This window comes from Arthrobacter glacialis, assembly GCF_002909415.1.
In the GTDB taxonomy this organism is placed as follows: Bacteria; Actinomycetota; Actinomycetes; order Actinomycetales; family Micrococcaceae; genus Specibacter; species Specibacter glacialis.
The window spans coordinates 234,595-249,284 of record NZ_PPXB01000003.1; the positions used below are offsets into that span (position 1 = coordinate 234,595).

General features: G+C 64.2%; 11 protein-coding genes. 7 read left to right on the top strand and 4 right to left on the bottom strand.

The features are described 5' to 3' along the window. The first annotated feature begins 12 nt into the window (after positions 1 to 12). The gene (locus CVS28_RS04720) at positions 13 to 807 is read left to right on the top strand and encodes a class I SAM-dependent methyltransferase (protein WP_165788067.1); all 795 of its coding nucleotides are present in this window, start codon (positions 13 to 15) and stop codon (positions 805 to 807) included. A gap of 116 nt (positions 808 to 923) precedes the next feature. Here the strand turns inward: CVS28_RS04720 and CVS28_RS04725 are convergent, their stop codons facing one another. Together CVS28_RS04725 and CVS28_RS04730 are read right to left on the bottom strand one after the other, a co-directional pair. Then, the gene (locus CVS28_RS04725) at positions 924 to 2,321 is read right to left on the bottom strand and encodes a sulfatase family protein (protein WP_103480817.1); all 1,398 of its coding nucleotides are present in this window, start codon (positions 2,319 to 2,321) and stop codon (positions 924 to 926) included. Positions 2,322 to 2,375: 54 nt separating this feature from the next. Beyond that, on the bottom strand, positions 2,376 to 3,287 hold the full coding sequence (locus CVS28_RS04730; RefSeq protein WP_103480818.1) for a sugar phosphate isomerase/epimerase family protein: 912 nt from the start codon (positions 3,285 to 3,287) through the stop codon (positions 2,376 to 2,378). 148 nt (positions 3,288 to 3,435) lie between these two features. Between CVS28_RS04730 and CVS28_RS04735 the strand changes: the two genes are divergently transcribed. Together CVS28_RS04735 and CVS28_RS04740 are read left to right on the top strand one after the other, a co-directional pair. Next, the gene (locus CVS28_RS04735) at positions 3,436 to 4,956 is read left to right on the top strand and encodes a sulfatase family protein (RefSeq protein ID WP_103480819.1); all 1,521 of its coding nucleotides are present in this window, start codon (positions 3,436 to 3,438) and stop codon (positions 4,954 to 4,956) included. Between the two features lie 126 nt (positions 4,957 to 5,082). Then, on the top strand, positions 5,083 to 7,449 hold the full coding sequence (locus tag CVS28_RS04740; protein WP_103480820.1) for a polysaccharide lyase 8 family protein: 2,367 nt from the start codon (positions 5,083 to 5,085) through the stop codon (positions 7,447 to 7,449). A 97-nt stretch (positions 7,450 to 7,546) separates the two neighbouring features. Here the strand turns inward: CVS28_RS04740 and CVS28_RS04745 are convergent, their stop codons facing one another. Beyond that, positions 7,547 to 8,551: a Gfo/Idh/MocA family protein gene (locus tag CVS28_RS04745; protein ID WP_103480821.1), complete on the bottom strand. Its 1,005-nt coding sequence runs from the start codon at positions 8,549 to 8,551 to the stop codon at positions 7,547 to 7,549. A 9-nt stretch (positions 8,552 to 8,560) separates the two neighbouring features. Beyond that, positions 8,561 to 9,700, bottom strand: coding sequence for a LacI family DNA-binding transcriptional regulator (locus CVS28_RS04750; protein WP_103480822.1), 1,140 nt, complete (start codon positions 9,698 to 9,700; stop codon positions 8,561 to 8,563). Between the two features lie 261 nt (positions 9,701 to 9,961). Between CVS28_RS04750 and CVS28_RS04755 the strand changes: the two genes are divergently transcribed. The 4 genes from CVS28_RS04755 to CVS28_RS04770 are packed head-to-tail and all read left to right on the top strand — an operon-like array spanning position 9,962 to position 14,616. Beyond that, the gene (locus CVS28_RS04755) at positions 9,962 to 11,269 is read left to right on the top strand and encodes an ABC transporter substrate-binding protein (RefSeq protein ID WP_103480823.1); all 1,308 of its coding nucleotides are present in this window, start codon (positions 9,962 to 9,964) and stop codon (positions 11,267 to 11,269) included. After that, the gene (locus CVS28_RS04760) at positions 11,270 to 12,238 is read left to right on the top strand and encodes a carbohydrate ABC transporter permease (protein WP_243399693.1); all 969 of its coding nucleotides are present in this window, start codon (positions 11,270 to 11,272) and stop codon (positions 12,236 to 12,238) included. Positions 12,239 to 12,247: 9 nt separating this feature from the next. Next, positions 12,248 to 13,180: a carbohydrate ABC transporter permease gene (locus CVS28_RS04765; protein ID WP_103466076.1), complete on the top strand. Its 933-nt coding sequence runs from the start codon at positions 12,248 to 12,250 to the stop codon at positions 13,178 to 13,180. After that, entirely contained in the window at positions 13,180 to 14,616 is a 1,437-nt protein-coding gene (locus CVS28_RS04770; protein WP_103480824.1) for a sulfatase family protein, read from the top strand. The genes CVS28_RS04765 and CVS28_RS04770 overlap by 1 nt, the downstream gene beginning before the upstream one ends. Positions 14,617 to 14,690 lie beyond the last annotated feature (74 nt).

Consider the following 14,690-nt stretch of genomic DNA (forward strand, 5'->3'; position numbering starts at 1 on the left):
CGCACAGGCGTCATGAGCTATGAAGATTCAGTAGCCGAACACTACGGCCGCGGCAATGCCGAACAACTCATACTTGCCCACCTCAGTGCCCTGGGCAAGGATCCCGAGCACTTTGACATTGCCGATCTGCAGGGCATGGACCAACTGCATGTGGGCGGCGCCGAGGCCACCTCCCGGGTGGCAACACGGGCCGGAATCAACGCCGGCAACCACGTGCTGGACATCGGCTCAGGCTTGGGCGGGGTGGCCCGCCATCTGGCCCAGCACTTTGGCGCCAGCGTCCACGGGGTGGAGCTCACACCCGAATTTGTAGCCGCGGCAACCTCGCTGACCCGGCGCACCGGCCTGAGCAGCGCCGTGGCGTTCACCCAGGGCAGCGCCCTGGCGATGCCGTTTGAGGAAAACTCCTTTGACGCCGCAGTCCTCTTTCACGTGGGCATGAACGTTCAAGACAAGGACCAGGTCTTTGCCGAGGCTGCCCGGGTGTTGCGGCCAGGCTCCGTCATGGCCGTGTACGACGTCATGCTGATGGGCGGCGATGTGGAGGAGTACCCGCTCCCCTGGGCCACCTCCGCCGAGACGTCATTCCTGCAACCGCCGCTTGCCTATAGCGATGCCCTGGGCCAGGCCGGATTCAGTGTGGACTACGAGGCGAAAGTTCCCGTCTCGGACTCCGTGGCGTTCCTTGAGCGGGCACTGTCCGGCAGTGGCCCGGCAGGGGTGCAGGCCGCCCAGCTGAACAACTTGATGATGTTCTTCCGCTCGGGCTTGTTGGCGCCTGTGGAGATCTACGCGCATCTGGACTGAGGTCTGGATTATGACGCCGGTATGGTGATGCGCTGCTGATATATCTGCAGCGCATCACCATACCGGCGTCCGCCCAATCCGAACTCCACGAGGTCGAAATGGTCCTGCGCCGGCACTCAGCCGGCGGACAAGCCGGCCACCCACTGCTCATGCAACGCCGTGAGCTCGGCGGCTACTGTTGCTTCGGCGTCGTACAGGTTGCTGGTTTCGCCCGGATCTGCGGCAAGGTTGCACAGGAAGTAGCCACTGCCAGGATCGGCGTGCTCAACGTCCCTGATGGCATCAGCTACGGGCGATCCTGGTTCCACCCAGCGCAATTTCCAGTCTCCGCGGCGCACCGACCATTGCCAGCCACAATCCCAGTGCAGAGTTTCGTGGCACTGAGTCGAATCGTCTGCCGCGGCGAGCAGATCCAGTCCGTCGCAGTGCGCATAAACGGCCGGGTCCGCACCGGCGGCGGCGAGCGCCGTGGGCAGTATGTCCATGGAACTTGTCAGCCCGCTGCGGGTAACCCCCTCCGGCACGTGGCCGGGCCAGCGCAGCAGGAATGGGACGCGCACGCCGCCCTCCCCCAGGGTGTACTTGGTCCCGCGCAAGGGAGCGTTGACACCGTAGTTACACGTGGATCCGCCGTTGTCGGTGAGGTAAATGACCATGGTGTCCTCGGCCAGCCCCAGTTCGTCGAGCTGGTCCAGGATCAGACCAATCTGCTGGTCCATCAATTCCAGCTGGGCCAGGTAGTACGCGCGGCCGTTTTCCAGGTGCGGGCTGATGGCGCCGTCGTACCAGTCAATGTACTCGCTGGCCCCCGGATTCCAATCCTCATAAGCTGGCAGCCCGCGCTTTTCGAGCTCCTCGGCGGGCAGCTGCCAACAAAAGTTGTGGACGGCGTTGAAGGCCACTGTGGCCAGGAACGGCTTGTCGGCATGGTCCGCAACAAACGCCCGGGTCCGCTCCCCAATCGTGTCGGTCAGGAAGCCCTCCAGTTCCTGGGGCTCTTCGCCATTCCAGAGAGGTTGCACAGCCATGGGGAACGCAGCATCACCGTACTCCTGCACCGCGTCCTGGGAGTGGTGGAGGTAGTTGAGCCGGCCCATCGACTCCCCCGCGAGCCCGTAAAACGATTCGTCATAGCCGTGCCGGGGAGGGGTGCCACGGTCACCATGGTGTTCGGTGCCGTAGTGGACCTTGCCGAAATAGCCCGTCGCGTAGCCTTCGGCGCGCAGGAGCTCGGCCATGGTGGGTACCTCTGGCGGGCAGATTTCCGAGTCCGTAAACCAGCGGGCACCCCAGCGCTGCTGATAGCTGCCAGCAGCCAGCCCCGCCCTGGACGGTGAACAAATGGGTGCTGTGACATAGGCGTTGCCATAAGAGGCGCCCTGCCGGGCCAGCCTGTCCAACGCGGGCGTGCTCACATCATCCTGCACTCCCAGAATGGAGCGGTCTGCATAGCCATGGTCGTCGGAGATGATGACCATAATGTTGGGTTGACGCGCGGGAGTGCGGGAGGGCATGAGGATCCTTCTTGATGATGGTGGAGTTTTCTCAGCGAACAATGCCGCGCCGGGCTAAGCCAGGACTGCTTTCAATGATTCCAGGGCCTCGGCCAGCGGCGGAAGATGCGGGTGCCAGGCGCGTTCCCACTCCAGCGAAACCCACGGATCCTCGATTCCATGGTTCGCCGAGATCCCACCGACGAGTCGCTGCATCTCACGCAACGGAAGTTCGCCTTGGCCGGGCAGCGTCAGCGTCACAGTGTTGGTCCCGGGATTCCGCACGCCATCCTTGTACTGCGCGTACGCCAAGGAGTCCGCTAAAAGTTCGGCCGTGCGGGCGGGTTCTTCGTCATGGCGCCACGGGTGCATGAGGTCCCAAATAACCTGCACCGGCGCATCCGCAGCAACATGGGACAGGATCCGCACAATGTCGCCCCCGCGGGGATGCGAATCGTGGGTCTCCAACAGGATCACCACCCCTCGCTCCCTGGCTCGTTCAGCTGCCGCGTTGAGCCGGCTGGCGCCAAGCTTGTCCGCCGCCAGCATTTCCGCCGACGGGTCCTCCCCCAGTGCGCATGGCTCAATCCCTGCCCCGGGGAACACCCGCACCTGGGCCGGGCCGGACGCATTTCCAACCGAGAGGTCTGCAGCCAGTTCGACGGCGGCCAGCAGCCCAGCGAGCACCGGATCGTTTGCGCCCTGGTCGGCGTGGGCATCGGCAGCACCGTCGCCGGCGCCGTCGTCGTAAGCACTGGCGGGTGGAGCGCAGACGCTGACATAGCTGGCCAGCGTCACCACTGTCAGGCCGGCGCTGGCCAGTGCTTGGGCAACGTCGCTGCGCTGGGCCGCGTCCATGCCCGGGTACACGAACTCACCCGCGGCTGCACGCAGTTCAACCCCTGTGGCACCGGATTTCTGCGCAAGCTCTACGACCTGCTCCAGCGAATCGCCTGGACACCCCAGGGTGGAAAACGCCAATGGCATGATGGGCCTTTCAACGGCAAACGATTAATTAGTTTCACACTAGTGCGGAAACCGCTTTCCATCAATGTTTAATGCTCTGTCATTACCCCTTTATTCCTCCCCTGGAACTCTGCTAACAATGGTGTGTCCCGTCTTGCAAGGAGCACCCATGCCCGGCCCTGCCACCACTGCTGCCCTGCCCGGGCAGCCCCAACCAACCGGCCAACACCCGACGCTGCCCAACATCGTCTTCATCCTCAGCGACGACCAGGGCCCCTGGGCGCTGGGCTGCGCCGGCAACTCCGAGATCCAGACGCCACACCTGGATGCCCTCGCCGCACAGGGCACCCGGCTGGAGAACTTCTTTTGCGTCTCCCCCGTCTGCTCCCCGGCCCGGGCCAGCCTGATGACAGGGCAGATCCCTTCCCGGCACGGCGTGCACGACTACCTGACCGGCGTCGAGGTTGGTGCGCAGGCCCCGGACTACCTGGCCGGGCAGCTAATCTTCACCGACGTCCTCGCGGAGAACGGCTACCGCCTGGGCCTGTCCGGAAAATGGCATTTGGGCGCCAACGACGCCCCACGCAAGGGATTTGTGCACTGGTATGGGCTCGAAGGTGGTGGCAGCCCGTACACGGGCGCAACCATGTACCGCAACGGCGAACGCGAGGAAACCAGCAGCTATCTGACGGATGCCATCACCGAGGATGCCCATAAATTCCTGAATCAGGAAGCCTCCCCCCAGCAATCCCAAGAAGCCAAAGAGCCGTTCTTCCTCGCCGTCAACTACACGGCCCCGCACCAGCCGTGGAAGGGTCAGCACCCCGCGGAATTTGAGGATCTCTACGCGGATTGTGCCTTTGAAAGTTGTCCCCAGGAGGAACCGCATCCCTGGCAGCCCACGGTGGACGGGGTGGCCATTGGCGGGGAGCCGGATGTGCGGGCCGCCCTGGTGGGATACTTCGCGGCCGTCAGCGCCATGGATGCGGCCATCGGGCGGCTCATGGCGCACCTGGACAGCCTCGGCATTCGTGAGAACACGCTGGTCATTTTCAGCAGCGACAACGGTTTCAATTGCGGCCACCACGGTGTGTGGGGCAAGGGCAACGGCACGTTCCCGCAAAACATGTACGACTCCTCCGTGAAAGTGCCCGCCATCTTCCACTGGCCGGGCCGGATCGCCGGCGGCAAGGTCCGGGCGGAGCTTTTGTCCGCGTACGATGTCGCCGCCACCATCTTGGAGATCGCCGGGCTTGATCCGGCCACCTTTGAGACGGGGCCGGGTGCCTCCTTCGCACCGCTGCTGCTCACGGACGGGCGGCCGGAGGCGGAGCGGCAGGCTGGCGCCGTGGTGGTTTATGACGAATACGGCCCGGTGCGGATGATCCGTACCCAGGATTTCAAGTACGTGCACCGGCACCCGCACGGGCCGCACGAGCTTTATGACCTGGCCGCGGATCCCGGGGAGCGCGTGAACCTGATGCTCGACGCCGTCGCGCATCCCATGCTGCCAGCCCTGCGTTCGCGAATGGCTGGCTGGTTTGCCAACCATGGGGTGCCGGACTTTGACGGGGCCGCACTTCCGGTTGCCGGGGCGGGTCAGCACAGCCCGCTCCACAGCCCAGTGGGGACCCCCGATCCCCTCGGGGCCTTCACCGGACCCAATTGGGACGGCACACCACGCCCGTGACTGTCCTTGAGAACAATCCTTCCAAGTAGTCCTTTATTCCTCTCTTCACGGTGGCCTTGACTGCAAGGTACTGCTTGCGTTGCTGGCATCAGGGCCGGCAACCTTTGACGAATAGGAATTCCTCCAATGACGTATGGACTGACTCGACGGCACCTCCTCAAGGGCGCAGGCGCCCTGACCTTCGCGGGGCTGCTCGCGGGCGGATTCGGCCCCCTGGCCCAGGCCGCACAGGCCGCCACTGTGCCCGAGTTTGAGGCGCTGCGTGAACGGTGGGTGGACCAGATCACGGGCCGGAAGCTCATCACAGCAGGAGACCCTGACTTCACGGCAGCCGTGGCCCGGCTGGACGCGGACGTCAGCAAGTCGGTGGCCCTGCTCCTGCCTGCGGGGACCCGGACACAGATTTTCAGTGACGCCCCGTTCACCGCCGACGCCCAGATTGTCACCACTTACAAGCGGCTGGCCCAGATGGCCACGGCCTGGGCCACTCCCGGTTCAGTTCATGAGGGCAACGCTGCACTGCTGGGCCACATGCTGGCTGCGCTGCAGGACGGCAACCGGCTCATCTACAACGCCACCCAGAAGGAATTCGGCAACTGGTGGTCCTGGGAAATCGGGACACCGCGGGCACTGGGAGACATCCTCGCCATCCTGGGCAGCCACGTGCCGGCGGAGCTGCTGGGACGGTACACGGCCGCCGTCGACCATTTCATCCCGGACCCCACCCTGCAATTCTCGGACGAGCGCGGAAAGATTCTCTCCGAAGGCGCCAACCGGGTGGACATTTGTCAGGGCATCATCGTCCGCTCCATTGTGGGCAACGACCCGGCGCGACTGGCCGCAGCCGTCGCGGCGCTCAGCCCGGTGTGGCAGTACGTCACCAGCGGGAACGGTTTTTTCACTGACGGTTCCTTTGTGCAGCATTCCACCATCGCCTACACCGGCACTTACGGCCTGGTGCTGCTGGGCGGGCTTGCCAAACTATTTTCCCTGCTGGGCGGATCGGCGCACGCCGTCTCGGACCCCAGCCGCGACATCCTGTTCAAGTCCGTTGAGGACTCCTTCGCCCCGTTCCTGCACAACGGGCAAATGCTCGATTCGGTCCGCGGCCGGGCCATCTCGCGCACCCAGGAGCGCAGCTACGACAACGGCGACGGCGCCATCGAGTCCATCCTGTGGCTGGCGCGGGCCGTGGACCCTGCCACGGCCACGCGCTGGCAGGGCCTGTGTCAGGGCTGGATCGAGCGCAACAGCTTCGAAAGCCCCCTCAAGGGGGCCTCAATCCCGCGCACCGCACTGCTGAAGGACCTGGCCGCCGCCGGTGTCGCCCCCATCGCCGAAACTCCCGGGCACAGCTTCTTCGCCGGCATGGACCGCTCGGTGTTCCGCGGTGACGGCTGGGCCGCCGCTCTGGGGCTGTGTAGCAACCGGATCGCCTGGTACGAGTGCGGCAACGGGGAAAACAACCTGGGCGGCCAGACCGGCTCGGGCATGACGTACGTGTACACGGGCAAGGCCGACCACTTTGATGACGACTTCTGGCCCACCGCAAACCTCAGCCGGCTTCCCGGCATCACGGTGGACACCACACCCCTGCCGGCCAAGGTGGAAGGTGAATGGGGTGCCAAGACACCCAAAAACGAGTGGACCGGTGGCGCGTCCCTGGGCACGGTCGGGGCCGTCGGCATGCACCTGCTGGCCCCGGGTGGCACCGGCATGGCTGCCCGCAAGGCCTGGTTTTACGCCCGGGACATGGTGGTGGCCCTTGGTGCGGACATCAAGACCGCCAGCGGGGCCCGGGTGGAGAGCATTGTGGAACACCGCAACCTGGGTGCCGTGGGCGGGCAGGCCATAACGGTCGACGGCGTTGCCCACTCAGCGCCTGTCGGCACCCCTGCAGTCCACGGCAACCCGGGCTGGGCCCATGTTGAGGGAACCGGCGGCTACCTGATGCTCGGCGAGGAATCGCTTACGGTTCTGCGTGAGCAACGCGTCGGGTCCTGGCAGAAAGTCAACACGGGAGGCCCGGCAGCCACCACCAGCCGCCAGTACGCCACCTTGCTCATTGACCACGGCACAGCACCGCGCCAGGCAAGCTACGCCTACGCAATCCTGCCGGGAGCGTCCGCGCGGGAAACCGAGAAGGCCTCCCGGAAGGCGCCGCGCGTCCTGCGCAACGACGCCGTGGGTCAGGGCGTCGAGTTCAGCGCCAAGGAAACGGCTGCCATCTTCTGGCAGGCAGGCACGGTGGGCATCATGTCCGCTGACGGCCCGGCATGCGTGCTGTTCAACGGCAATCCAGGACACGGCGTGCTGGCTGTTTCGGACCCCACCCAAAGTGCGGGCACGCTCACGGTAACAGTGGCTGGCACCCAATACCGCCGCACCACCGCCGGCGCCACCTTGGCGCTGGATGCAAACGGCAACACTGTTGTCACCGTTAATACGGCCGGGCTCATGGGCGCCACCGTGGAGCTTGAACTGCACCGCTAAAAAAAGAAAAATCATGCGCAGGACTCACCACGAGTCCTGCGCATGATTTTTTATGCGCGGAACCCGCCGTGAGTTCCGCGCATACGTTCAGGGTAAATCAGCCGAGGGGGCTGCTGGCCACGTGCACCTCGTCCAGCCGCACGGGCGTACCGTCTTCGGCCGAGCGGTACGCCGCCAACACCAGCTCCACCACATGTGTGGCGTGGTCCCCGCTAACACTGGGCGCAGCGCCCCCAACAGCGGCCGAAAAATCGGCCAACTGCGCAGTGAAGGCGTCCTGGATGTCGTGGGAAGCAGTGGCGTGCAGCTGCGAGCGCGTTCCATCGATCTCCAGAAAGGTGCCCTTGCGCGGGTCAACCGTGACAGTGCCCAGCTCGCAAACAACCAGCATCTCATCGATGTGATCGGGGGTGTCCGAGACAATGGAAATGCGGACCTGGACACCGTTGGCAAGCGTGAGCTCCATGGCACCATCGGTTTCCACGGGCGCCCCAAAACGCCTCAGGGTGGTGGCGCCGAGCTGCACGGCCGGGGCACCACCCACCCACAGGCACCTGTCCAGGCAGTGCGCACCAATGTTGATGAACGCCCCTCCCCCGGAAATTTCCTTGTCAAAGAACCAGTCGGGGCGGGTGCCTGGACGGTAATCGGTGCTGCGGTAGTCGTGAATCATCAACACCCGGCCCAGTTGGCCCGTGGCCAGTGCCGCCTGCAGTGCCAGCTTCTCAGCCATGAAGTGCTGGATCATCCCCACCACCATGACCACGCCCGCATCGGCGCACGCCTGTTCCATGAGGCGGCAGTCGGCCAGGGTGGTGGCCATGGGTTTCTCCACCAGGACGTGCACCCCTTGGGCGGCCGCGGCCAGCACCATGTCCCGGTGCAGGCTGTGCGGGGTGTTGATCACCACGGCGTCCACCACCCCCGCAGCCAGCATTGCCTGATAATCGGTGAACACGGCCGCGCCCCAGGGTGCCGCCACGGCTGCTGCCACGTCCTCACGCAGGTCGCAGACTGCGCTCAATACAATCCCGTCAAGAACGTCAGCACCGTGCGCATGCAAACCGGCAACGGCGCCTGCCCCAATAATTCCCAGTCTCATTTCCTTGACTCATTCCTGTTCGTGTTGCACGGACAGCCTTTTGGCCCCGCAAGATTCCCTCACAACAAGCCGCGGGCGCAAACGCACCTGGTGGATGGGGCAATCATCGCCCTCCACCAGGCGGCGCAATAGAATTTCCGCGGCCATCCTTCCCATGCGGTGCTTTGCCGGGGCCACAGCCGTCAGGGGCACCTCCGCCAAGTCCGCCAATTCGTCGTCGTAAGACACCAACGCCAAATCCTCCGGCACCCTGACACCGCCCCGACGTGCGGCAGCCTCCAATAAGGTGGCCTCCCTGTCACCAAACACCAGCGCGGCGGTGGCCCCGGCAGCCAGCAGCTGCGCCAACAAGCCTTCGGCCGCACCGTCCTCCCATTCCTCCTTCAGGGCCGCCAGGATCAGCGGCGCGAAGCCCACATCGGCTGCGGCACGCTCATAGCCTGCAACAATGGCCGGCTCCGTGGGTGTCTGGGCCCGCGTCAGCAACGCAACGCTAGGGTGCCCCAAACCGACAAGGTGGGTGACGGCGTCGTACGCGCCACCCTGATGATCCGAGCACACATGCTCGGTCCTGTCCCCCGGGCCCAGGTCCATCAAGCTACGCTCCAGCAGCACCACGGGCACGTTCAAGGACGTCAGCTCCCTGACCCGCTGCTGGGGATCGGCAATGCCGCCCAGAGTGGGGACAAGGATCAGCCCGTCCACGCCAGATTCCACCAGGAACTCAATGCTGGAATCCTCCCGTTCCGGCTGGTAGTTGTAGGTGGCCAGCTGCAGGCCCACATCCTGGGCGGACAGCGTCTCCTCAATGCCCTGCAGGACGCGCGGGTAGTACAGCTGGGTGTCCGGCAACAGGACTCCCACGGTAAACCGGGAACGACGCCGGACTGGCTGGCGGTCGGCCACAAAACTTCCCGCGCCCTGGCGCCGCACCACCACTTCCGCTTGCACCAGCTCGTCAAAGGCCCTGCGCACAGTGGTCAGGGACAGTCCTGTCTCGGCGGCAAGCTGTGCCTCGGTGGGCAGCTTGGCGCCCACGGCCCAGGTGCCGGCCAGGATTCCGCGGCGCAGCTCATCGGCAAGCGCCTGGAACTTCAGGTCCCTGGAATCGGTGTCGCGGATGTGCCCGGAGACAGATTTTCGTGTCACGGTGCCCTTTCTCGTAGCTCACCTGAGGATGAGCCTGCCAGAAACAAAAGAGATGAATAAAGGTGCAATTCGATCTCAATTGGCACAATCCTCTTTTTGGGTCCCTTCGTCAACCGGCAGCACGCCCAGTATGTGCCCACGGTTGAGAAAACTCCTTGAAAAGAACTTTCAAAGTACTCATTGATTCCTCTCTTTCACTGCTGTTTGAGTCATGTCACTGAGTCGTGATCCACGGCACAACTACTTCACGAGGTGTCTTCCATGAGTACTAAATCCCGAATCGCGCGGGCCCTGGCTGTTCTGGCCGGCGCGTCACTGGCCATGACGGCTTGCGGCGGCGGAACAGAGAACCCCCAGGCCGCACAGGAGAGCAGTACATTGACGTACTGGTCCATGTGGAAAGAGGGCGAACCGCAGCAAAAAGTCATTGCCGGTGCCATTGCCGATTTTGAGAAGGAAACCGGGGCCACGGTCAAGGTGCAGTGGCAGGGCCGCTCCAACGTGCAAAAACTTGTCCCGGCGCTGAACACGAACAATGTCCCGGACATTGTGGATGGCCCCTACGCCAAGCTGGCCCCGGTCATTGGGGACACGGGGCAGGCCCTGCCTCTTACCGATGCCTACGCCGCCGAGGTTGACGGCAAAAAGGTGTCGGAGCTGATCCCGGCCAAATACGTCGAAGTCAGCAACATCAAGGATGCCGACGGCAAGCCTTGGATGCTGCCCTACAGCCTGAGTTCAGACGGCATCTGGTACGACGCCGCCAAGCACCCCGGGCTTGAAACTGCACCGCCTGCGTCCTGGGATGACTTCATCAAGGTCCTGGACACGTTCAAGGCAGAGGGCAAGGTGCCGTTGGCGGCCGACGGCGACATTGCCGGCTACAACTCCATGTGGTTCACCACGGCCCTGGTCCGCACCGACGGCACGGGCGCCTTCGCCAAGGTCGCCGCGGACAAGTCCGGCGCAGCCTGGGATGCGCCCTCGGTCCTGGCCGCGGCGAAAAAAGTTGAGCAGATCGCCCAGGGCGACTACCTGGTCAAGGGCTACAACGCCAGCAAGTGGCCGGCCCAGCAGCAGGTGTGGGCCAATGGCGGCGCTGAATTGTTGCTGAACGGTTCCTGGATCCCCACCGAAACCAGCACCTACGCCGCTGGGGGTTTCAAGTTCTCTTCCTTCCCGTTCCCGCCCGTTTCAGGCCAGCCGAAGACCGTGCGCGCCGACTTTGTTGGCTGGGCCATCCCGAAGAAGGCGGAGAGCCCCAAGCTGGCGCAAAAACTGGCGACCTTCATGCTGGGCAAGAAGTACCAGGACGCCTACGGCACCGACGCCAAGGTCCTGCCCATCCGCACCGACGCGGCCACGGCCCCGGAGATCGCCTCCGTCAAGAAGGCCCTGGACCGTGCGGACGGCGTTTACCTGCAGAACGACGGCGTCACGGCGCCGGGTTATGTGGAGAAGATCCTGTGGCCCATCAATGACGAACTCTTCCTGGGCAAGATTAAGGCTGAGGAATTTGTTGCCAAGATGAAGGCCGCCCAGATCGGGTACTGGAAGGACAACAGCTAGATGTCCACCACCATTGGACGCCGCGCAGCTACCGACTCCCCTGCTCCTGCAAAAAAGCAGAAGCAGGGGCAGGGCGGCAGCAGCATAGACCGGCAACGCCGCAAGCTTCTGGTGCCCTTTGTGGGCCCCGCCTTCATCTTTTACACAGTCCTGTTCATTGTTCCGGCCATTGGTGCCGCCTGGATCAGCCTGCATGTGTGGGCCGGATCCGGTCCCATGAAGTTTGTGGGCCTGCAAAACTACGTGCGGGTATTCAAGGACGACCTTTTCCTGAAGTCCTTTGGCAACACCTTGTTGCTGCTGTTTGTGGTGGGCGCCGCGATCTTCATCCTGGCGTTTGCCATGACCCTGGTGCTGCGGGACATGGCTGGGAAAAAGATGGTCCGCAATGTCATCTTCTTCCCGCACCTGATCAACGCCCTGGTCTTTGGCGTACTGGCCGGCTTCATCTTCAACCCCGGCGGCATGGTCAACACCCTACTGAAGCCCTTGGGCATCACGGAGCCACCGGCGTGGCTGGCGCAGGAGAACATTTTCCCGCTCATCATGGCGACCCTGGTGGCCACCACCACCGGTTATTTCACCACCATCTTGATGGCCGGGGTGGACAGGATTCCGCCGTACTTCTACGAGGACTGTGCCCTGGCCGGGGCAACGGCCTTCCAACGCCTGCGTTATGTGATCCTGCCCCTGACTTGGGATGTTTTCGGCACCTGCGCCGTGCTCTGGACCATCTCCTCCATCAAGATCTTTGAAATCATTTGGGTCTTTGGTGGCAGCAGCGGCGCCGGCATTCCGCCCACGCAAAGCTGGACCACGGCCGTGTACACCTACGTCACAGCGTTCTCCGGCCAGTCCACGCCCGCTTACGGTGCCGCCACGGCGTCGGCGATCATCTCGCTTGCCTTGGTCTCGGTACTTGTCGTCCTACTGCGCCGCGCCATGCGCCGTGACGCCGTTGAATTCTAAGGAATCCCCATGAGCACCCTCACCGCACCCACAACAAAAACACCACCCGAGCCGGCCAAACCTGCCAAACCCCGGGCCAGGAACCACCGCGGCGTCAGCCCGGCACTGCGCGCGGAGAACAACGTCATCCGCAGCATTGGCGTGTTCGTGCTGTGGGCCGTGGTGGTCATCAGCATCGCCATGTTGGCGTGGATGGTCCTGCAGGCCTTCCGCGACACCCGGGCCATCCTCAGCGACCCATGGGGCATGCCGGCCACGTTCGACTTCTCCAACTTTGTTCGGGCCTGGACCGTCAGCGACTTCGCCACGGCAACCTTCAACAGCGTGGTTACCACGGGCATCTCGTCATTTTTGACGGTGGCCATCGCCGCGCCGGCCGCATACTACTTGAGCCGGGTGGAAAGCCGCCTGACCGGTGGCTTGAGCCTGTACTTCATCCTGGGCCTGGGCATCCCGGCGCAGGTCATCCTCATCCCCTTGTTCATCATGCTCAACGAGGTGAACTTGACGGACAGCCTGATTGGCCTGAACCTGGTCTACATCGCCATGTCCATGCCGTTCACGGTGTTCTTGCTGACGGCATTCTTCCGCAGCCTTCCGCTGGAGATGGAGGAGGCTGCCGCGCTCGACGGCGCATCCGCCTTGCGCACCTTTGTCCAGATCACGCTCCCGCTGGCCAAGGGCGGCATCCTGACGGCGTTTGTCCTGCAAGTGGTGGCGCACTGGAATGAGACACTGCTGGCCCTGACCTTGATCCAGTCCACCGAAAAGTACACGCTGCCGGTTGCCTTGATCTCCTTTGTGCAGCAGCAGACCTACTCCGGCGCCGACTGGGGCGGGCTCTTTGCGGGTCTGTGCATTGTGGTCCTGCCCATGCTCATCATTTATGTCTGGCTGGGCCGCCGTCTGACCGAGGGGCTGACCCTGGGCATGGGCAAATAATGCCAGCTCCGAACCTGCTGTTCATTGTCGCCGACCAGTTCCGGGCCATGTGCCTGGAGCCGGGCGGCGACCCTGTTTCCACCCCGTTTTTGGATTACTTGGCGGCCAGCGGAGTCTCTTTGGCGAACGCCGTCAGCAACTACCCCGTGTGCAGCCCGCACCGGGCCATGATGATGAGCGGGCAGTACCCGGACGCCAACGGGGTCACCCACAATGTGAACTCCGAAACCGCCGGGTGGGGTGTGGGCTTGCGTCCCGATGCGCCGTCCTGGGCTGCCGTGCTGAGAGATGCCGGCTACAAGACCGGATACATCGGCAAATGGCATTTGGAGGCACCCGTCCCCGAGGACGCCATCCACGGTGCCGGCGTGCTTGCAGACGGCCGCTATTGGGATGCGTACTCGCCCCTTGACCGGCGCCATGGCTTTGACTTTTGGTACTCGTACGGCTGCAATGATGCCCATCTGAGCCCGCACTATTGGACGGGCGACGCCGGACGGCACCAACGCGTCAACGTCGCCGGATGGTCGGCCGCCCATGAGACGGACGTTGCGGTGGAATTTCTGGAACGGGCCGCCGGTCCCGCCCGCGCCGGCACGCCCTTCGCCCTGGCTCTCTCGTGGAACCCACCGCACCAGCCCTTTGACCAGCTGCCCCCGGACTTTGAGCGCAGCTACGGCAAGCTTGCTGCCGCGGAACTGCTCACCCGACCCAATGTTGTGCTGAAATCCGATGCGGGGCGCGAGGCTGCGGCCATCGCTCCCTTGTACTATGCCGCTGTCGGCGCCATTGATGCCCAAGTGGGGCGGTTGCTGGAAGCCCTGGACTCCCTGGGCCTTGCCGACAATACGCTGGTCATTTTCACCTCCGACCACGGCCAGCAAATGGGTAGCCACGGACTGCTGTACAAGAACGTGCCCTTTGAGGAGTCCATGCGGATCCCGTTTGTGCTGCGCTGGCCCGGGCGGCTCAACCCTGCCACGGCTGCGGGGCTTTCCAGCGTGGACATCGCACCCACACTGTTGGGGCTCCTGGGCTTTGACGTTCCCGCACCCATGCAGGGCCGGGATGTCTCCACGGCGCTCCTCGCCGACGCGGCCGGCAACCACCCCGGCGCGACGGCGGACGGCTCACCCGAGCTGGGTACGCCGTCGGCCCTGTACTTTTACTACCCCCGCGACCGGCACGACGTAGATGTGCGGGGCCTGCGAACGGCCACGGCGAAGTTCATTGCCACTTTTCATCCGGCATCCGGCTTGTCCACGGCGCTTTATGACTTGGTGGCCGATCCATACGAGCTCCGCACCATCACCGAGCCGGCACTTGTCAGGGGGCACGCCGCCGCGCTGACCGACGCGTTGGCCGCGGCGGGCCAGTCATGGACCGGCGCCCCGGCGCTGGCGGCCCTGGCGGCGGGCGAGCTGTGCCCCCCATAGCCTCGAAGGTATCCCTCAGGGTTGTGGGCAGGCCGGGCACCCACTGACAGGGGTGCCGTGGACCCATCTTCGTG